Annotated in this window: 20 protein-coding genes; 11 read left to right on the top strand and 9 right to left on the bottom strand. The window is 70.5% G+C overall.

Features of this window, described 5'->3' with window-relative positions; all coding sequences use genetic code 11:
• Nucleotides 1-10: 10 nt before the first annotated feature.
• A complete protein-coding gene (locus OZN99_RS02125) occupies nt 11-631 on the bottom strand; it encodes a GntR family transcriptional regulator (RefSeq protein WP_270933515.1) in 621 nt (206 codons plus the stop codon).
• 253 nt (nt 632-884) lie between these two features.
• Here OZN99_RS02125 and OZN99_RS02120 point away from each other — a divergent pair, with 253 nt between their 5' ends.
• Genes OZN99_RS02120 through OZN99_RS02100 form a run of 5 tightly spaced genes read left to right on the top strand, consistent with a single transcriptional unit; the run spans nt 885 to nt 5230 of the window.
• On the top strand, nt 885-1853 hold the full coding sequence (locus OZN99_RS02120; RefSeq protein ID WP_270933514.1) for a tripartite tricarboxylate transporter substrate binding protein: 969 nt from the start codon (nt 885-887) through the stop codon (nt 1851-1853).
• Between the two features lie 14 nt (nt 1854-1867).
• Nucleotides 1868-2827, top strand: coding sequence for a tripartite tricarboxylate transporter substrate binding protein (locus OZN99_RS02115; protein WP_270933513.1), 960 nt, complete (start codon nt 1868-1870; stop codon nt 2825-2827).
• Between the two features lie 10 nt (nt 2828-2837).
• Nucleotides 2838-3617 carry a creatininase family protein gene (locus OZN99_RS02110; protein WP_270933512.1) on the top strand — a complete coding sequence of 260 codons (780 nt, stop codon included), beginning with the start codon at nt 2838-2840 and terminating at the stop codon, nt 3615-3617.
• A 4-nt stretch (nt 3618-3621) separates the two neighbouring features.
• A complete protein-coding gene (locus OZN99_RS02105) occupies nt 3622-4410 on the top strand; it encodes an HpcH/HpaI aldolase family protein (RefSeq protein WP_270933511.1) in 789 nt (262 codons plus the stop codon).
• A 22-nt stretch (nt 4411-4432) separates the two neighbouring features.
• A complete protein-coding gene (locus OZN99_RS02100) occupies nt 4433-5230 on the top strand; it encodes a maleate cis-trans isomerase family protein (protein WP_270933510.1) in 798 nt (265 codons plus the stop codon).
• A gap of 82 nt (nt 5231-5312) precedes the next feature.
• Here the strand turns inward: OZN99_RS02100 and OZN99_RS02095 are convergent, their stop codons facing one another.
• Nucleotides 5313-6086, bottom strand: coding sequence for an aldolase/citrate lyase family protein (locus tag OZN99_RS02095; protein WP_270933509.1), 774 nt, complete (start codon nt 6084-6086; stop codon nt 5313-5315).
• 15 nt (nt 6087-6101) lie between these two features.
• On the opposite strand from OZN99_RS02095, the gene OZN99_RS02090 reads away from it, so the two are divergent.
• Complete coding sequence (locus OZN99_RS02090) at nt 6102-7097, top strand: hydroxyacid dehydrogenase (protein ID WP_270933508.1); 996 nt, start codon at nt 6102-6104, stop codon at nt 7095-7097.
• Here the strand turns inward: OZN99_RS02090 and OZN99_RS02085 are convergent.
• Nucleotides 7043-7735, bottom strand: coding sequence for a phage portal protein (locus OZN99_RS02085; RefSeq protein WP_270933507.1), 693 nt, complete (start codon nt 7733-7735; stop codon nt 7043-7045). The genes OZN99_RS02090 and OZN99_RS02085 overlap by 55 nt on opposite strands.
• Nucleotides 7689-7970, bottom strand: coding sequence for a phage head-tail joining protein (locus tag OZN99_RS33480; RefSeq protein WP_408611801.1), 282 nt, complete (start codon nt 7968-7970; stop codon nt 7689-7691). Before OZN99_RS33480 ends, OZN99_RS02085 begins: the two co-directional genes overlap by 47 nt.
• A 338-nt stretch (nt 7971-8308) precedes the next feature.
• On the opposite strand from OZN99_RS33480, the gene OZN99_RS02080 reads away from it, so the two are divergent.
• The 4 genes from OZN99_RS02080 (at nt 8309) to OZN99_RS02065 (ending at nt 12615) form a co-directional block, all read left to right on the top strand.
• Nucleotides 8309-8590, top strand: coding sequence for a hypothetical protein (locus OZN99_RS02080; RefSeq protein ID WP_270933506.1), 282 nt, complete (start codon nt 8309-8311; stop codon nt 8588-8590).
• A gap of 1902 nt (nt 8591-10492) precedes the next feature.
• Entirely contained in the window at nt 10493-10726 is a 234-nt protein-coding gene (locus OZN99_RS02075; RefSeq protein WP_270933505.1) for a hypothetical protein, read from the top strand.
• A 130-nt stretch (nt 10727-10856) separates the two neighbouring features.
• The gene (locus OZN99_RS02070) at nt 10857-11276 is read left to right on the top strand and encodes a CopG family transcriptional regulator (protein ID WP_270933504.1); all 420 of its coding nucleotides are present in this window, start codon (nt 10857-10859) and stop codon (nt 11274-11276) included.
• Between the two features lie 325 nt (nt 11277-11601).
• Complete coding sequence (locus OZN99_RS02065) at nt 11602-12615, top strand: extracellular catalytic domain type 1 short-chain-length polyhydroxyalkanoate depolymerase (protein WP_408611800.1); 1014 nt, start codon at nt 11602-11604, stop codon at nt 12613-12615.
• A 394-nt stretch (nt 12616-13009) separates the two neighbouring features.
• Here the strand turns inward: OZN99_RS02065 and OZN99_RS02060 are convergent, their stop codons facing one another.
• Entirely contained in the window at nt 13010-13228 is a 219-nt protein-coding gene (locus OZN99_RS02060; RefSeq protein ID WP_270933502.1) for a Clp protease/crotonase-like domain-containing protein, read from the bottom strand.
• Between the two features lie 29 nt (nt 13229-13257).
• Nucleotides 13258-13587, bottom strand: coding sequence for an enoyl-CoA hydratase/isomerase family protein (locus tag OZN99_RS02055; protein ID WP_270933501.1), 330 nt, complete (start codon nt 13585-13587; stop codon nt 13258-13260).
• A 209-nt stretch (nt 13588-13796) separates the two neighbouring features.
• On the opposite strand from OZN99_RS02055, the gene OZN99_RS02050 reads away from it, so the two are divergent.
• The gene (locus tag OZN99_RS02050; protein WP_270933500.1) at nt 13797-14228 is read left to right on the top strand and encodes a PaaI family thioesterase; all 432 of its coding nucleotides are present in this window, start codon (nt 13797-13799) and stop codon (nt 14226-14228) included.
• An 8-nt stretch (nt 14229-14236) separates the two neighbouring features.
• Here the strand turns inward: OZN99_RS02050 and OZN99_RS02045 are convergent, their stop codons facing one another.
• From OZN99_RS02045 to OZN99_RS02035, 3 genes are all read right to left on the bottom strand, one after another.
• Complete coding sequence (locus OZN99_RS02045) at nt 14237-15313, bottom strand: ABC transporter ATP-binding protein (RefSeq protein ID WP_270933499.1); 1077 nt, start codon at nt 15311-15313, stop codon at nt 14237-14239.
• A gap of 78 nt (nt 15314-15391) precedes the next feature.
• Nucleotides 15392-17110, bottom strand: coding sequence for an ABC transporter permease (locus OZN99_RS02040; RefSeq protein ID WP_270933498.1), 1719 nt, complete (start codon nt 17108-17110; stop codon nt 15392-15394).
• Nucleotides 17107-18000, bottom strand: a complete 894-nt coding sequence (locus OZN99_RS02035) for an ABC transporter substrate-binding protein (protein ID WP_270933497.1) — start codon at nt 17998-18000, stop codon at nt 17107-17109. The genes OZN99_RS02040 and OZN99_RS02035 overlap by 4 nt, the downstream gene beginning before the upstream one ends.
• Nucleotides 18001-18090: the final 90 nt, after the last annotated feature.

The raw sequence follows: 18090 nt of genomic DNA, 5'->3' as shown, positions 1-18090 counted from the left end.
TTCCCCCGCCCTAACCGCCGCCGAGCCGGCGCAGGATGCCGGCGCGCGTGTTCTCCAGATGCGCGGCCATTGCCGCGCGCGCCGCGCCGGCCTGGTCCGCACCGAGCGCATCCAGGATCGCCAGGTGCTCGGCGCATACCGGTTCCAGCCGCTCCGGCAGGCGGCGCGTGGCGAACAGAACGCTGCGCCGGCGCAGCTCCGCGATGGCGGCGGCGAGCACGCGGTTGCCGCACGCCTCGCCGATGGCGCGGTGCAGCGCCTGGTCGATCGCGGCGCGTTCCGGGCTTAGCGGATCGCCCGAAGCGAGCAGCCGCTTCACGCGATCGCACAGCGCATCCAGCACCGTCGCCGGCACGCGGCCGGCGGCGGCGGCCGCCGCCTCCGGCTCCAGCAGGCGGCGCACCTGCAGCACCTCCAGCATCTCCTCGACGTCCAGGCGCCGCACCGCGAGCGTGCCGTCGCTGCGGCGGCCGAGCCAGCCTTCGCCCTCCAGCCGGCGCAGCGCCTCGCGCAGCGGCGTGCGCGAGACGCCGAGTTCGAGCGCGAGCCGCCGCTCCGCGATCGTGGCGTCGGCGGGCAGCCGCCGGCTCTCCAGCATCTCGAGGAGCTGGGCGTGGACCGTCTCGGCCAAGCCCTTCGGGCCGGATGCGGTGTCGTCGAGGGCGGGCGTGGTGGGCGGGATCGGCCTGGGCCCCTGGTCGGGAGATTGGATGGACAGAGTCGGCGTGCCGGTGGTATGCCACAGACATGCCGCCGCGGCACTGGAATTCCGCAGACCCGCCCTAGCGGGACGCGGGGCCGGTGCTGTCCCACCCGCCGGCAGAGCGGATGCGGCAGGGAACGCTCGGCAGCACGGCCGGACACCAGGGACGAGGAACGCCTTCATGCGACGATCCTGCCTCGCGGCGCTGGCCGCCATCGCTTCCCTCGTGCTGCTTCCCGCGGCGACGGCCCGTGCGGCCTGGCCCGAACGCCCCGTGCAGATCGTGGTGCCCTTCGCCGCGGGTGGCGGCACCGATGTCACCGCGCGCCTGCTCGGCCGTTTTCTCGAGCGCCACACCAGTGGTCGCCCTGTCGTGGTGCAGAACCGCGCCGGCGCGGGCGGCGAGATCGGCATGGCCGCGGTGGCGGAAGCCCCGCCGGACGGCCATACGCTGGTCATCCTGAACACGCCGAACGTGCTGACCATCCCGATCGAGCGCCAGGCGCGCTTCCGCCTCGACAGCTTCGCGCTGATCGCGAACCTGGTGGACGATCCCGGCACGCTCTCGGTCCACGCCTCCAACCCCATCCGCAGCATCGCGGAGCTGACGGAGGCGATGCGCCGCCAGCCCGGCCGCGTCACCTACGGCACCGCCGGCGTCGGCTCGGCAGGCCACATCGCCATGCTGCTCGTCGGCCGCAGCGCCGGCGTCGAGGGCACGCATGTGCCCTTCGGCGGCTCGGCGCAGGTGGCGAACGCGCTGCTCGGCCGGCAGATCGAGGTGGCAACGGCGAATTTCGGCGAGGCGATCGGCTTCGCCCAGGGCGGCGGGCAATGGCGCATCCTCGGCGTGATGGCGCCCGCCCGGCTCGAGGCGGCGCCTGAGCTGCCGACCTTCGCGGAAGCTGGCATTCCCGTGCAGACCGGATCGCTGCGCGGTCTCGGCGCGCCGCGAGGCACGCCGCCGGAGACGATCGCGGAGATCACCCGCGCGCTCGACGCGGTGATGGCCGATCCCGAGTATCGCGCCGCCATGGCGCAGGCGACGCAGGCTATCCGCTACGTCAAGGGCGCCGAATACGAGGCGCTGCTGCGCGGCATGGAGGCGGAGCTCCGTGCGCTCTGGGCCGCCACGCCGTGGAACCGCTGAGGATGACCGGACCGATGACCGCCACCCGTCGCGCCCTTCTCGGCGCCGCCCTCGCGACGCTTGCCGCGCCCCGCCTCGCCCGCGCCGCCTGGCCGGAACGGCCCGTCACGCTGATCGTGCCCTTCGCCGCCGGCGGCGGGACCGACATCTCCGCCCGCGTCATGGCGCAGTATCTGGAACGCGAGCTGGGCCAGCCCTTCGTCGTGCAGAACCGCGCTGGCGCTGGCGGCGCGATCGGCCTTGCCGCCGTCGCCGGCAGCGCGCCGGACGGCTACACACTCGGCATCATCAACACGCCCGGCATCGTCACCATCCCGATTGAGCGCAACCCGGGCTGGACGATGGACAGCTTCACCTTCATCGCCGGCGTGGTGGAGGATCCTGGCACCTTCTCGGTCCACCCCGACAGCCCGATCCGGTCCATCGCCGACCTGGTCGCGGCGGCGCGGCGCGAGCCGGGGCGCGTCACCGTCGGCACACAGGGCGTCGGCTCCGCCGGCCACATCTCCATGCTGCTGCTTGAGGAGGCGGCGGGCGTGCGCTTCGAGCCGGTGGTCTATGCCGGCGCCGCGCCCTCGGCCGTCGCGCTGCTGCGCCGCGAGATCGCGGTGAGCACGGCCAATCTCGGCGAGGCGCTGACCTTCGCGCGGCAACAGCCCTGGCGCACGCTCGGCGTGATGTCGGCGGAGCGCCACCCGATGGCGCCCGATGTCCCGACGCTGAAGGAGGCCGGCTACGACCTGCGCGGCGGCAGCCTGCGCGGCGTCGGCGGGCCGCGCAACCTGCCGGCCGAGGTCGTCGCGCGGCTGTCCGCCGCGGTGGAGCGCGTGGTCGCCAACCCCGAGTTCCGCACCACCAGCGAACGCGCCTTCCAGCCGCTGCGCTACCTCAACTCCGCCGACTACGTTGCCTTCCTGCGCGAGGCGGATGCGACCCACCGGGCGCTCTGGCGCGTCCGGCCCTGGAACCAGTGAGACACAGACCATGCGTATCGACCAAGTCCCCTATGCCGACGTCGCCGCCTATCTGAAGGAGAAGGACACCATCCTGGTGCCGGTCGGCGCGCAGGAATGCTACGGGCCGCACCTCGCCATGGGCACGGAGCTGCGCATGTGCGAGCAGTACGCGACCGAGCTCGGCAAGCGCGCGGGCTTCGCCGTGACGCCGATCATCCCGTTCAACTACTCGCACATGTTCCTCGACTATCCCGGCACCTGCTCGGCCGAGATGGCGACCATCGAGGACTACATCGCGCAGGTCTGCGACGGACTGGCCGGGCAGGGCTTCAGGCACTTCTTCTTCGTCAACATCCATGCCGGCAGCCTCGGGCCGCTCGAGAGCGTCTGCCGCTTCCTGCGCACCGAGCACGGCGCGGCCGGCGCGGTCATCGACATCTTCTCCGTCATGCGCGACGTCGGCGGCGTGGAGTGGACCGCGAAGCAGGCGCCGACCGGCCATGGCGGGGAGATGGTGACCTCCGTCGCGCTGCACATCTCGCCGGAACTGGTCTTCATGGACCGCGCGAAGGCACCCGGCCCGCTGAAGGACTTCACCGAGGGGATGCGCACCATGTCCTCAGGCAAGGTCGGCATCGGCAAGTCGTCGATCATGCTGTTCTCGGACATCTCCGACTACTCGCCCTCCGGCATCCAGGGCGACCCGACGGCGGCAACGGCCGACAAGGGCCGGGTGGTGTGGGAGAACGCGCTGGCCTTCGGCGTGGACGCGGCGACACGCTTCGCCCGCGTGCAGCTCGGCGGCTGAGCCGATGCGCCCCAATCCGCTGAAGGCGCTCTGGGCCGAGGGCAAGCCCGCCTTCGGCACGTGGTGCACGCTGGTCAACCACCCGCGCTTCATGAAGCTGCTGGCCGCCTGCGGCCTCGATTTCGTGATCCTTGAGATGGAGCACACCGACTTCACCATCCGCGACGTCTCGACACTGGCGCTGATGGCGCGGGAGGCCGGGATCGCGCCGATCGTGCGCCCGCCCGGCGTGCTTTCGCCGCACGATCTCACCCGCGCGCTGGATGCCGGCGCGCAGGGGCTGCTGCTGCCGAACGTGACGGGGCCGGAGGTGCTGGAGCGGGTGATCGTCGCCACCAAGTACCATCCGCGCGGCGAGCGCATCCTCAATCTGCGCGGCCCGCACACCGACTACCTCCGGCTGCCCGACCCGGCGGAGCAGATCGCGCGGATCAACGCGGGCAGCGTCACCGTGGCGATGATCGAGACCCAGCGCGGCCTGGACGCGCTGCCGGAGATCTGCGCGGTGGACGGGCTGGACGCGGTGATGATCGGGCCGGACGACCTCAGCCAGGACCTCGGCGTGCCGGGGCTGCTGGCCGACCCGAAGATGCAGGCGGCGACCGAGCGGGTGATCGCCGTCTGCACCGAGAAGGGGATCCCCTGGGGGTTCTCCTGCCAGGACATGCAGTCGGCGGAGAAGTGGCTGGCGCGCGGCATCCGCTGGATGCCCTTCGCCAACGACGCCGCCGTGCTGTTCAACACCTTCAGCGGCGCGGCGTCCGGGCTGAAGAAGCTCGCGCAGCGCGCCTGAACCCAGAGAGGAGACGCAAGCGATGAAAGCCGTCGCCGACTACCGCCCCTATGGCTGGCGGGCGAAGATCGGGCTGATCGTGCCCTCCACCAACACGATCAACGAGCCGGAATTCTGGCGCCTGGCGCCGAAGGGCGTGACCATCCACACCGGCCGCGCCACGCTGCTCGGCAAGGCGACCGAGGAGAGCTACTTCAGGATGGCGGAGGCGGTGAAGGTCGCCGCCGACGACCTGGCGACGGCCGAGGTGGACGTCGTCGCCTATGGCTGCACCTCCGGCTCCATCGTCTGCTCGCTGCAGGACATCGTGCAGGACCTGCAGCAGCGCACCAAGGTGCCGGCGGTCGCCACGGCCGGCGCGGTCGTGGCCGCGCTGCGCGCGCTGGGCAGCAAATGCGTGGCGGTCGCGACGCCCTATGTGGACTTCGTGAACGAGAGCGAGCGGCGCTTCCTGCAGGACTACGGCTTCCAGGTCGCGTCCCTGCACGGGCTGCGGCTGGGCGAGACGCAGGAGGAGCGGCGTGGCATCGGCCGTGTGCCGCCCGAGCACATCTACCGCATGGCCATGGCCTGCAACCGGCCGGAGGCGGACACGATCTTCGTCTCCTGCACCAACCTCGCGACCATCGACGTCATCGCGCAGATCGAGGCGGACACGGGCAAGCCGGTGGTCACCAGCAACCAGGCCTGCTTCTGGGCCTGCCTGCGGCTGCTCGGCCTGCCCGACCGGATCGAAGGGCATGGCCGACTGCTGAGCGAGTGCCTGTCGCCCATTACCATGGACAGCTTCGCGCTGCCGGCCACGGCGAAGGCGGCCTGAGGCTGAACCCCGCCTCTCCTTCCCCCGCCTGCGGGGGAGGGTCGGGGTGGAGGCCGGGCGGGTCGGACTGCCGACGGCGCGGCTACAGCGCCCGCAACCGCTTCGCCCGCTCCGTCGCCGCCGCCTGCAGCAGCGTCGCGTCATGCGCCGCCGAGATCCACCGCATGCCGAGCGCCCTGGCACGCGCGAAATGGGCGTCCTCCACGATGCCGCCCATGCCGGGCACCTTGCCGGCCGCGCGGCAGGCTGCGGCGACGGCCGCTGCAGCGTCCCACAGCGCCGGGTCGTCCTTGGCGCCCGGCCGGCCGAGATCGGCGCTGAGGTCGGACGCGCCGAGGAACAGCACGTCCACGCCCTCCACCGCGGCGATCGCGGCGGCGTTCGCGACGGCCTGCCGCGTCTCGATGATGACGACGACCAGCGTCTCTGCCGCCAGCGAAGCGACGGCCTCGGCCTGCGCGGTCGGGACGCGGCGGAAATGCGGGAAGACCGGCGGCAGGGGGCGGCGGCCCCGGGGCGCGAAGGCGGCGGCACGCGCCACGGCCTCGGCAAGGTCCGCCGTCTCCACGCGCGGAATCACCACGCCGAGCGCGCCGGCCGAGAGCGCCTGGCCGATGGGACCAGGTGCGGCATCCGGCAGCCGCACCAGCGGCGCAATCCCGGCATCCAGCGCGGCGAGCAGGATCTCGCCCATCGCATCCGGTCCGATGAGGTTGTGCTCGGCATCGAGCACCAGCGCGTCGTACCCCGCCCGCGCGAAGACCCGGGCGGAGTCGCCGCTGCGGGCCAGTTGCAAGGTCGCGACCAGCGCCGTATCGCCGGCCGCGAGGCGTGACTTCAGACCGTTCACCTGCATGGGACCCGCACACTGATGCCCGAATGCTTCATCGTCCAGCCCATCCATCCCGCCGGCCTCGACAGGCTGCGCGAGGGCGGCGTGACCCCGCGCATCGCAAGCGCGCACGACATGGCGACCGTGGCGCGGGAGATGCCGGGCTGCGTCGCGGTCATCACCCGCAATGCCGGGCTGGACGCGGCGGCGATGGATGCGACGCCGTCGCTGCAGGTCATCGCGAACCACGGCGTGGGCACCAACAAGATCGACCTGAAGCACGCCGCCGCGCTGGGCATCCCGACCGTCTTCACCCCCACCGCCAATGCGCGCAGCGTGGCGGAGCACGCCATCGCCCTGACGCTCGCCCTGGCCCGCAAGGTGATCCCGGCCGACGCCGCGGTGCGCGGCTGCGACTGGTCGCTGCGCTACGACGCGCGGATGACGGAGCTGCACGGCAAGGTCATGGGCCTGGCGGGCTTCGGCACCATCGGCCGGATGACGGGGGCGATCGCGCGGCACGGCTTCGGCATGCGCCTTCTGGTCTTCTCGCCCGGCACGCCGGATGCCGCGCTGGCCGAGGCGGGGGCCGAACGTGCGCAGACGCTGGATGCGCTGTTGGCGGAGGCGGACGTCGTCTCCCTGCATCGGCCGCTGCGGCCGGATACGCGGAACATGATCGACGGCACGGCGCTGTCGCGTATGAAGCCGACGGCCTTCCTGGTGAACACGGCGCGCGGCGAGCTGGTGGACACCGAGGCGCTGGCCGAGGCGCTGCACCGGGGCACCATCGCCGGCGCCGCGCAGGACGTGTTCAAGGTGGAGCCCGCGCCGGCCAATGAGCCACTGATCAACGCCCCCAACTCCGTCCTGGCCCCGCATATCGGCGGCGTGACGGAGGAGGCGATGCGCGAGACGGCGCTGCAATGCGCGGAGCAGATCCTGGATGTGCTGGCAGGACGCCGGCCGCCACATCTGGTTCAGCCCGATGTCTGGGAGAATCGTCGCGGCGTCCGGCCGCCTGCTGACGCCTGACCCGGTGGCTCGGCGGCGGCCCGGCCGAAGCGTCGAGTTCGCGCGCCACCGGCAGTGTGCAAGCAGCAGCAGTATGAGCGCGAGCATCGCTGGCGGCAACGCAAGCGGTGCTGTCTCTCTCGACGATAGCGACGTTCGCGCAGCAGATTGCTCGGCGAAGGCTGGTTCACCACCTGCACGCTGCCAATGTCGCGGCGATACAGGATCATCCCTGGCTCGGACATCTCGACCGCACGGCGCCGGGCGGCGGGCCAGCCGCGCCGCACGCGCCGGGAGAAGTCCCGCAGGTGGCAGGGACGGTGTCTGCGGTGGGAGTGCAGCACGTCGAGGCCGAGCCGACCCTCGGCGCCGCAGGCCGGACTCTCGGCCCAGCGCCGCCAAGCATCGGCATGGCGCTGGCCCGGCCAGCGCTTCGTGAAGCCGGCGCCCACCGCGTTGCCGGTCAAGAGATCGACGATGCGGCTGGCGTTAGAATCGGTCCGAACCGCGTCGCGGGCGCGGCGCGCGACTGTCGCCGCCGCCATGCCGACCTCGGCCTCCGCACTGCCGCCGGACGGCGCCCGTGCGGAGGCACCGCCGTCCTGCGCCGCGTCATAGTCGCGCAGCACCTGCCAGGCATCGCGAAGGCGTCGGGTCACCCGCTTCTCTCCCGCGAGAAGCTGGCCAGCGTGACGGACTGACGGCGCGCGCGGCCGCAGTCTCCGCACCGCGTAGCACGGCCAGCGCACGGCCCAGCTCATGCAGGCCGCGGTATGCCACGGTGCGCCCGTCGAAGGTCACGCGCGTGACGCCGCCGGTATAGGCCGCAGCAAGCGCAGCGGCGCGGCTGCCACTGGGCTGCGCAAGTGCCCAGGCGAGGATGGTCGGCTCCATGCACCTCGCCCATTCGGGACAGATCGTCGCCCGGCGCCGGCAAGGGCTGACCATCGCCTCGTGGGCACGCCGTTGGCGGCGGGCAGCCGCGTCGCTGGACAGTTCAAGGGCGGCGGGGGACAGCAACATTGCGCACCGCGAAGCCCGGCCATTGAGGGAGGACGACGAGCATGCCGGACGCCCGACCGACGCGACGGATCCAGGGCAGCTGCCCCTGCGGAAATCTCTGCTTCACAGTCGACTGGCCGGGCTCACCCGGGGCCATCCCGGTCCGCGCCTGCGGCTGCACCATGTGCAGGAAGCACGGTGCAATCTGGACCTCTCACCCAGAAGGCCCGGTGGCGATCGAGGTCGCGGACGAAGTCCGCCTGCTGCGCTACCGCTTCGGCACAAGGACCGCCGACTTCCACGTCTGCCTCGGCTGCGTCGCCATGCCGGCGGTCATCTGCAGCATCGACGGCAGCCGCTACGCGGTGGTCAACGCGAGCACGTTCGACGGCGTCGAGCGGTCTGATCTGATCGAGGCGGCGACCGACTTCGAGGGAGAGACTACCGAGGCGCGCCTCGAAAGACGGCAGCGAAACTGGTCGCCGTCGGTCAGCGGCAGCGACGAAGCATAGTGCGAGCGCGGCGGTGCCGCGTCGCACGAGTTGGCGTGTCCGGGGACGCCCTCATCGCAGCCAGCTGCTGCGTCGTGTGCGCAATAGGAGCGCCGATCACCCGGGCATAAAGGATTCCATCGAGGGGGAGCTTGCGCATGGCGCGCGCCATAGGCGACGAGCCGGTGTTGAACACCAGGGCCACGCCAAGCAGCTCAGCCACCAGCAGCGCGACTGCCTGCGGCGGGCTCGCTGCGCCGATCCCGGTCGACCCGCTCTGCTTGCAGGTCGTCGAGGGTGAGCGAGAATAGCGGCCGTGGTCCTGCGGATGCGGGCTCCACCCATCGCCCGCCCTGAAGGCTGCGCGCATCATTGGTCCCCATCGACTGCGTTCCTCTCGCTGTCGGTTGGATCGCGCTGTCCGCTGGACTCCTGGACCTCCATCACCTCTAGCCGACCGGTCGTTCGTTGTCCGCACGACGCTATCGCACCCGTTGGACCACACCACTCCAGCACGCCCTTCATCCCGCTCCCCAAGGGAACATGGGGTCAGTGCCGGAGGTGGCCTGTGCCCTCGACGAACTCCTACAACGCAGTTCGCGCAGCCTAGATCGGGCCGAGGCCGATTGTGACGTGGATCACTCCCAGCATGATCGCGAGTGCCAAGAGGCATAGAGCCATGACCAGGCGGAAGCGATTCCCCGACACAAAGTCGTTGAAGTGCGTCAGATATGGACGTCTTGTGTGGATCTGCATTGTCATCTCCATGCGGAGGCAGCGTGACCGGCCTTCGGGCGTCATCGAACCGCCATGCGCTCCATGACCTCGCTGGCGGGGCGGGGGGGCGCCCGTCTGCGTTCGCGTCGCGGGGACAGGGTTGATGCGGCAGTTGGTTCAGTTCTGCGCTCTCCCAGAGCCGACGATCCAACCCGTGCGGGTGCGGCTATCCCTTCTTCGGAGGTCCAGGCGCAGCCTGCATCCGAGCCGCCGCGAACGGTGATACGACTGCGACGGGCTTGGCCTTCGGTTGCTTTGGCTTCTTCGCCTCTCGGTTCTTCCGCTTCTGGCCCTTGGCCATCGCTGTCTCCTGTCTCAAGAGGGGGGCGGTATGGTCGGCTGTCCACCGGCCCGCGTACCGGACCGGCGCGGGCTCACTCGCGCCTGGCGATCCGCGGCTAATCGGACCGAGTCACGTGCTTGGCCGTGTGCTCAGGCATGCCCTCGTCGTCGCTCCGCTCCTCGGCGGCAGCGGTCGGCAATCCCGTCAGCGTTGTTGGGCTTGATAAGACGAGTGTTCCACGATCATTCAGCCGCGAGGATCGCGGCTCAGCGCGTGACCGCGGCGTTTGTGGGGCGAGGTGCACCGCATGCTCCTGTCTGCAGGACATCGTGATGCACCGACGGCATTAACAGCGTGCGCCGGAGCACCATCGCGTGCACCGAGCGCGCTCGACTGTCCGGCGGCCTGAAACCGTGGCGGTTCTGGGCCAAGCGAGAGCGAGGCATCCTGGGCGGCAGGCGCCGTCACCGCTCTCGTCCTCCTGCTGCTGGCGGTTGGCCACCGCCTTTTCCGCCGTTCCTCAGGGCGTCTAGGCGGGCTGCGCTCCATCCTTGGCAGATCGGCAACCGTGCTGACCGCGCCTGGACTTGACCGCCGCTTCGACGTTGCCGCACGGTCAGCCCTGCGATTTTGGGGAAGATCGCGTGATGGTTGCGGAGAGTGACAGGACCTCCGGGGCGGAGCGCTTGCGGGGGGCGTCCCGGGAAGGTGCGGATGGGCACCTGATCAGGCTTTGCGCCGAGTTCTTCAGATGCGCTGACGCGCGCACGAGGGAGGGTGACCGCCTCGACGGGCTTGACTGGTCCAGGGACGTAGATGCCGGCTACCTGGAGCTGAGCCGTGGGGCGCAAGACTATCGGGCGATGCTGGACGCGATCCTGGCCACGACACCGACGACCATTCAGGGCCTGGTCGCCAAGGCGCGCGTCGTCAGCAGGCATCAGCAGGACAGGGAGGCGGAGCCGATCCCCTCCATCATCCTGGCGGCCGACGTGATCCGCCTGCTGGGCTCGTCGTCCCTATGCGACACGGCGTGCACCACGCAGGATCCGGCTGGCGGTCAGGACGCGGCGTGGCGTGACGGAGCACGCTGGTAGGCTTCCGGCGCCGCGCGGCAAATGCACGAGCAGCGCTGGCCAGAATCCGATCACGAAGCTGTCGGCATCCTTTCCGGGGTCGCTGTGCCATCCATATGCCATCCAGGCGGATGGTATTGGAGTTTGCAGGATGGCCGCGAGTGTGCACGAACTCCGGCCGAAGGGCGGGGACAGCGAAAAGATCACCATCAACCTGGGCTACGTGGACCTTGGCCACATCGACCTGCTGGTGCAGGAGGGCTTCTACGGGAACCGGACGGACTTCATCCGGACGGCCATCCGCAACCAGGTCGAGCGCCACGCCGACGCGGCGCGGCAATCCATGACGCGCAAGAGCCTCGATGTCGGCCTGCGGCACTACAGCCGCGGGGATCTCGAGGCCGTGCGTGCAAGCGGAAGGATGCTCGACATTAGGGTGCTCGGCCTCGCGAGCATCGCCTCGGATGTCGCGCCCGAGCTCGCCCGGGCGACGATCGCCTCGATCACAGTGCTTGGGGCACTCCAGGCGAGTGCCGCAGTGAAGGCCGCCCTCGCTGACCGCACGCGCTGACAGACTGCACCCTGCACAGCCGCCCTCCCGCCTGGGGCGACGACGAATCCCAGCCGATCCGATTTCCTCTCCGTCCGCGCGGCCGCCCGGTCTGCCGAGCGCTTCACGACCTGTTCCTGCATTGAAAGGCCACTCCATGAAGCCGTTTTCCGCCGCTGCCATGACGGAGGCCACGCGCCTCACCCGGGAGGGCCGGCTGGCGGAGGCGACGGCCCTGCTCCAGCGTGCGCTCCAGGGCAGGTCTGCGCCGCCGCCGCCCGAAGCAACGCATGCAGCGGCGCCCGGTCGGCGGGTCATTGATGTTGATCCAGCGACAGGCGCGCCGGTGGCGTCCCGCGCCGCGCCGGAGGAGGCGGGCACCACGGCCACGCCGAGGGAAAGCGTGAAGGAGCGGCTGCGCAGCCTGGTGGGCCGCCTGGGTAAGAAGACGGCGCGGCCCGCGCCGGGCGGCAGGACGCGCCACGATCCGGCATCCGCACCGGAGCCTCTGCCGGAAGGTGCGCGCTTCGTGCCGGAAAGCTTCGCCGGCGAGGCAGGGCGCCGCAGCTACAAGCTCTACATCCCGGCGCGCCTGGCCGCCGGTGCGGCGCCACCGCTGGTCGTGATGCTGCATGGCTGCACGCAGTCGCCGGACGACTTCGCCGCAGGCACGCGGATGAACGCGCTGGCCGAGGAGCATGGGCTGCTGGTCGCCTATCCTGCACAGTCGCAATCGGCCAACGCGCAGCGGTGCTGGAACTGGTTCAACCCGACCGACCAGCAGCGCGATGCGGGCGAGCCCTCATTGATCGCGGGCATCACGCGGCAGGTCATCCGGGCGCATGGCGCGGATCCGCGGCGCGTCTATGTCGCCGGGCTGTCGGCGGGCGGCGCGAAGGCAGCGATCATGGGGATGGCCTATCCGGAGCTCTACGCGGCGGTCGGCGTCCATTCGGGCCTGGCCTGTGGCGTGGCGCGCGATATGCCCTCGGCCTTCGCTGCGATGCGCCAGGGCGGTCCGGCCCCTGGCTTGCGCGACGGGCGGATCGTGCCGACGATCGTCTTCCATGCCGACCGCGACACCACCGTGCATCCGGTCAACGGCGACCAGGTCATCGCCCAGTCGGGCGCAGGCAGCCTGAAGAGCGAGCAGCAGCGCGGCCAGGAGCCGGGCGGCCACGCCTGGAGCCGCACGCTGCACAAGGATAATGAGGGACGCGTTCTGCTCGAGCAATGGCTCGTCCATGGCGGAGGCCATGCCTGGTCGGGCGGCAGCGCGAGCGGGTCCTACACCGACCCGCGCGGGCCCGACGCGTCCCGCGCCATGCTGCGGTTCTTCCTGGAGCACCGGCGCGGATAGCGCGCGCCCTCCGTCGGAGCGTCGCCCCGGCGCCCTGCTGCGGATCAGCTCTGCTCCGAAGCCACGATAGTCCACGGCGGATCATCGCACCCTGCGAGGACATGAGGGGTCAGAACGATCCCGAACTGCTGGGCCATCTGGCGGACCCAGAACGGTATGGCGCAACTTTCGGCGTTGGACGCCAGCAGTTCGGCGGTTCGGAGGCGCCTGTCGCTGCCCTCCGCGCACCCGCTGCCATGCGCCGCCGCGTCACCCCGACGACGTCGCTGTCGAACCGGCATGGCCGCTCGCACCGTCATGATGCCCGAACGCGTGACGGGGTCGCGCTCCCGCGAACGCACCGCCCGATCTGCCGCCATCGGCGCGGATCACGGCGACCCGCACGGGCGAGCCTTCAGTCGCCTGGCTTGCGCGCCGTACGCGCTGCGAGGAACTGCTCCATCATCCGAGCGTGCTCGCCGGTTGCATAGCTTTCCCGCTGGCTGCGGAAGCCGGCCGCGAGGCAATCGCGGAACCCTGCTTGCGTCACCTCGCGGAACCGCGCCTTGTTGAGCCGCACGGCGACTGGCGGCCTGGCAGCGAGCTCCTGCGCCAGCACCAGCGCGGCGGGCATGACCTGCTCCTTCGGCACGATGCGGGTGATCAGCCCGATGCGCTAGGCTTCCGCCGCGTCCGTAGAGGCTTGGAAAGCGACCGGATGCGGTCATAACGCCGCTCCCACGCCGCGATCCAGAACTCGGCGCGATCGGGATCGAAGGCCTTCGTCTCGGTCAGGTCCTGGCCGGCAACGAAGGCGCGCTCGCCGGCGCCGGTGATGACGATGGCGCAGATCGCCTCGTCCGCTTCGGCCGCGTCAAGCGCCGCGACCCGCGCGTCGCGCATCGGGGCATGCCAGGCGTTCAGCACCTCCAGCCGGTTCAGCGCGATGGCGGCGACTGCGAAGCGCGTCTCGCTGAGGATGAAGTCTGGCATGGCGCGCTCTTCCCGCCGCATGGTGCGGCGCGCGTCGGCGGTCCCGCGGCGTGATGTCGAATGCCTGTCGACGCAGGCGCAAACTATCCAATTCGGGTCTCGCCGCTGTCAATGTATGGCCGCGGCTGCGCGTGACCACGCTTGACGCCGCCGACACCCTGCTCGCAGCGTCCGTCGAAGATGGATGCGTGCAGAGGAGAGCACCGGCGATGTCGGAGACCGCTGACGAGTGGCACGTGGCGCCCTCGCCGAACGGGTTCACGGACCGCTTCGGACCACTCCAGCGGCGTTGGGCGGGCGACCGCTGGCTCTATGCGCTGCGCGTCGATGACGGGCATCGCAACGAGGCCGGCCTGATGCATGGCGGGGCGATGACGGCCCTGATCGACGAGGTGATTGGCACCTTCGTCACCGAGACCGTCGGCCGGCGCCATGTCACCGTCCAGCTGGCGACGACCTTCCTGAAGCCGGTCCAGGTCGGCGAACTCGTGGAGGTCAGCGGCGAGATCGTCAAGGTCACGGGCTCCATGACCTTCGTCGAGGCGAAACTGCGGGTCAGCGGCAGCGTCGTCGCGACCGCCACCCTGATCTTCAAGGCGATCCGCCCCCGGGCGCCGGCCGGCGACACGCAGGGCGGATAGGGCCGGTCTCAGTCGTCGAGAAGCGCGAAGACCGCGCCCTCGGCAGGTGTCACGCGAACCGTCATCCCGTCGCCATGCCGCTCCTCTGAGAAGGACTCGATCGTGATGGTGGTCCCGGCGACGTCGATCATGTGGATCGTGCTCGTGCCCTGGAATACGCTGCGGATCACGCGCCCGAGCGGCGCTCCCGCGCCGATGTCGGGCGAGCAGGCGAGCAGCGTCGGGCGCAGCGCGACGGTGCAGCTCTCGCCGACGGTCCGGCCGGTGCGCCAGCCGCGCGCGCGCAGCGGCCCGAGCACCGTGTCCACGACGAAGCCATCCGGCCCGGTCGCGCGCAGGCGTCCCTCGATGAGGTTGGGGATGCCCATGAAATCCGCGGCGAAGCGCGTCCGCGGCCGCTTGTAGACATCCTCGGGCGAGCCGACCTGCTCGATCTTCCCCGCGCGCATGACGACCACCCGGTCACCGAGCGTCATCGCCTCGAGCTGGTCATGCGTGACGTAGATCGAGGTGAAGGGCCGCCGCTGGCGCAGGCCCAGCAGCTCGAGGCGCATGCGTTCCCGAAGCCGCGCATCGAGGTTCGACAGCGGCTCGTCGAACAGTATCGCGCGGGGATTGCCGACCACGGCACGGGCGAGCGACACCCGCTGCTGCTGGCCGCCGGAGAGCTCGTGCACATAGCGGCCGCCCATGCCACCGAGGCTGACCCATTCGAGCATCGACTCCACCAGCGGACGGATCTCCGCCTTCGGCATCCCCGACGCAGCGAGGGGATAGCCGACATTGTCGGCCACGCTGAGATGCGGCCACAGCGCATAGCTCTGGAACACCATCCCGAGCCGGCGCTTCTCCGGCGGGTCGCAGGTGCCGAACGCCGCGTCGAAGACCGCGGTCCCCCCGATGGCGATGCGCCCACTGTCAGGGGTGATCAGCCCGGCGATCGAGCGGAGCACCGTCGTCTTGCCGCACCCGCTCGGGCCGAGCAGCACCGTGCACTGCCCGGCACCGAACTCGAGCGTGAAGTCGTCGAGCGCGCGAAGGGACCCCGCTCCGCCATAGGACTTGCTCAGGCCGGTGACAGACACGCTGCTCGTCTCGCCGGCCTTCGCATCGCCGGCGGATCGTCTCTGTTGCGGGTCAGCCATCGGGTCGCTCAATCTCCATCAGTCCGCCGTGAACCTTGCGAACCGGCCGAACAGCAGGACCGGGACCAGGCCAAGCACGAGCAGCAGAAGGGAATAGACGGCCAGCTCGGGGTAGAATCCGCTGCCCCAGATGTCCATCAGCCCGACAGGGAGCACGATCGTGCTCGGGTTGTAGAGCAGGATCACCAGCGAGACCTCCCGCAGGATGACCACATAGATCAGCAGCCAGGACCCGATCAGCGCCGGGCGCATCAGCGGCAGATTGATGCGGCGAAGCGTCCCCACCAGCGTGCGGCCGGAGATCCGCGATGCATCCTCGAGATCGGTGTGGACGCGGTGCAGCGCGCTGCCGACGAACTGCAGCGCCACCGGAATATGCGCGGTGATGTATGCGAGCAGCAGGATCCACAACGTCCCGTAGATGCCACCGGGCACGAGGATCCAAAGACTCAGGATGCCGACGCCGAGCGCGATGCCCGGCACGCCGAGCGGCACCACCATCGCGTACTCGACCAGGCCCGCGAAGCGGCCCCGCATGCGGACGATGTACCAGCCCAGGACGATGGCGAGCAGGACGCAGAGCGTCGCGCCGAGCACGGCCAGGAACAGGCTGTTCTGCGCCGACGGCCAGACCTGGGGATACTCGAACAGGACGTAGCGGAAGTTGCGAAGCGTGAGGTTCTCCAGGTTCATCGCATAGGGCGCCCAGAAGCGCATGAACGCCATCGCGCTCACCGACAATATGGGCAGGAGCGACGAGCAAAGGGCGAAGACGAAGGCCAGCCCCGCCAGCGGATAGCGCAGCCGGCCGAGCGGGAAGGTCGTGAGGCCGGCGCCCTTGCCGCCGAGCAGCGTGTACCGGCCGCCGCGCTGCAGCGCCCGGCGCTGGAAGAAGATGCAGACGAGCCCGATGACGACGAGCAGCATCGACTGCGCCGCGGCAAGGCCGGGCTGCGGGGGAAAGGTGCTGGAGTTCTGCCAGATGAGGCTCGGCAGCATGTAGATGCGCGCCTTGAGGCCGACCGTGGAGGGGATGACGAAGTCGCCCGCGCTCATGACCACGACAAGCAGCAGCGCCGCCAGCAGGGCAGGGCGTTGCAGGGGCAGGATGACGGTACGCAGCAGACCGATCCGGCTCGCGCCCGCGACGCGCGCGGCTTCCTCCATCGCGGGGTCGCAGTTCCGGAAGCCCGCGGCGACGAGGAGATAGACATAAGGCGACAGGAACAGTCCCGTCATCCAGATCAGGCCGGACATGGTGTTGATGTCGACCAGCACCGTGCGTCCGCCGAACAGCATCGACGCGGCGATGTTGATGAGGCCGGCATTGGGGTCGGCGAGCGCCACCCAGCCCACGACCATGATGAAAGGCGGCACCAGGATCGGCAGGATCGCGAGGAGCCCGAGCAGCCGCGCCCCGGGCATGTCCGTGCGTGTCGACAGGAACGACAGGCCGACCCCGAGCGTCATCGCCAGCGCCGAGGAGCCGGCGGTGTAGATGGCCGTGTTGACGAGCGCCTCGCGGCTTCGCCGCGAATCGACCAGCGCGCGGATCCAGTCGAGCGTCAGCGGGCTGCCGATGTCCTCGGTCGAGATGCTCCGCAGCAGGACAAGCACGGCGGGATAGCTGACCATGATCGCCGTCGCGACGGCGATCATGGCAAAGGCCGCATGGTCCAGGCCGAGCGAGATGCGAAAGGGTCGCCCCTTCGCCTCCGCCGGCCGGACCATGCTCATCGGACGTGCCGCTCCCATTCCGCGAGGAGCCGGGGCGTGTCGGCGATGAGCTGCGCGTAGTTCGGCTGGACGAAGGTGTGGACGCGGCCCATCTCAGCCAGGTTGCCGGCCTGCGGCGCAGAGGCCTGGGGATGGGTGGGTATGGTGGCGCCGGCGACGTTGATGACCGTCTGGCCTTCCGCCGAGCAGGCGAAGTCGCAGAACAGCCGCGCCGCATTCGGCCGCGGCGCCCTGGCGAAGACGGCCACGTTGCCGCCGAAGAGCACCGTGTGCCTCGGGATGACGCCGGCCATGGGCGCGCCGGTCTCCGCCATCTGGATGACGCCGAAGGAATTCGTCAGGCCGAGGTCGATCTCGCCGGAGACGATGGCCTGCGTCATGGCGTTGGTGCTCGCGTAGAGCTTGGGCCGGTTGGCGCCGAAGCGCTGCAGGAAGGTCGGCCCGTAAAGATTGTTGACCATCACCTGCCAGGCGAGCGTCGTGGCCGTGACGCGGGGATCGAGCGAGCCGAATCGCCCCCTCCATCGCGGCTCGAGCAGGTCGGTCCAGTCCTTGGGGGCGTTGGCCGCGGTCACCGCCCTGGTGTTCCAGCCGATCTGCGCCACGTACATCCGGATCAGCGTCGACATCGGCTCCTTGTAGTCGGCCGGGATGGCGGCGCGCTCAGGCGAGTCGTAGGTGGCGAGGAAGGGGCGGAGCAGGCTGAGCGCCGGCTCCTCGATGATGAGGGCGTCCGCCTGCGGCCGGTTGGCGGATTCCTCGGTCTGCACACGCGTGGCGATGTCGGCGGAGCCCGCGCGGTAGACCGTGACGGCGATCCCGTATTTCCGCCGGAACGCCTCGGCGATCGCGTTGGAAGGACCGGTGGAGGCGGACGTGTAGAGGCTCACGCTGCCTTCCCGCCTTGCGGCGGCGACCACGGCCGGGTCGCTCTGGGCGCTCGCCGGCGAGGCCCTGAGCAGCGGCGCCGCCGCGGCCAG

This window comes from Falsiroseomonas oryzae, assembly GCF_027856955.1.
Taxonomy (GTDB): domain Bacteria; phylum Pseudomonadota; class Alphaproteobacteria; order Acetobacterales; family Acetobacteraceae; genus Falsiroseomonas; species Falsiroseomonas oryzae.
The sequence above is the reverse complement of the archived record's forward strand: the minus strand, read 5'-3'. Positions and strand labels throughout refer to the sequence as shown.

What these genes read in the sequence shown, in the direction of transcription:
- OZN99_RS02115 (WP_270933513.1), top strand. Translation starts at nt 1,868, where the DNA reads ATGACCGCCACCCGTCGCGCCCTTCTCGGCGCCGCCCTCGCGACGCTT.
- OZN99_RS33480 (WP_408611801.1), bottom strand. Translation starts at nt 7,970, where the DNA reads ATGGAGCCGACCATCCTCGCCTGGGCACTTGCGCAGCCCAGTGGCAGC.
- OZN99_RS02090 (WP_270933508.1), top strand. Translation starts at nt 6,102, where the DNA reads ATGCCCGAATGCTTCATCGTCCAGCCCATCCATCCCGCCGGCCTCGAC.
- OZN99_RS02040 (WP_270933498.1), bottom strand. Translation starts at nt 17,110, where the DNA reads ATGAGCATGGTCCGGCCGGCGGAGGCGAAGGGGCGACCCTTTCGCATC.
- OZN99_RS02060 (WP_270933502.1), bottom strand. Translation starts at nt 13,228, where the DNA reads ATGCCCGCCGCGCTGGTGCTGGCGCAGGAGCTCGCTGCCAGGCCGCCA.
- OZN99_RS02050 (WP_270933500.1), top strand. Translation starts at nt 13,797, where the DNA reads ATGTCGGAGACCGCTGACGAGTGGCACGTGGCGCCCTCGCCGAACGGG.
- OZN99_RS02105 (WP_270933511.1), top strand. Translation starts at nt 3,622, where the DNA reads ATGCGCCCCAATCCGCTGAAGGCGCTCTGGGCCGAGGGCAAGCCCGCC.
- OZN99_RS02110 (WP_270933512.1), top strand. Translation starts at nt 2,838, where the DNA reads ATGCGTATCGACCAAGTCCCCTATGCCGACGTCGCCGCCTATCTGAAG.
- OZN99_RS02070 (WP_270933504.1), top strand. Translation starts at nt 10,857, where the DNA reads ATGGCCGCGAGTGTGCACGAACTCCGGCCGAAGGGCGGGGACAGCGAA.
- OZN99_RS02120 (WP_270933514.1), top strand. Translation starts at nt 885, where the DNA reads ATGCGACGATCCTGCCTCGCGGCGCTGGCCGCCATCGCTTCCCTCGTG.
- OZN99_RS02055 (WP_270933501.1), bottom strand. Translation starts at nt 13,587, where the DNA reads ATGCCAGACTTCATCCTCAGCGAGACGCGCTTCGCAGTCGCCGCCATC.
- OZN99_RS02095 (WP_270933509.1), bottom strand. Translation starts at nt 6,086, where the DNA reads ATGCAGGTGAACGGTCTGAAGTCACGCCTCGCGGCCGGCGATACGGCG.
- OZN99_RS02100 (WP_270933510.1), top strand. Translation starts at nt 4,433, where the DNA reads ATGAAAGCCGTCGCCGACTACCGCCCCTATGGCTGGCGGGCGAAGATC.
- OZN99_RS02075 (WP_270933505.1), top strand. Translation starts at nt 10,493, where the DNA reads ATGCTGGACGCGATCCTGGCCACGACACCGACGACCATTCAGGGCCTG.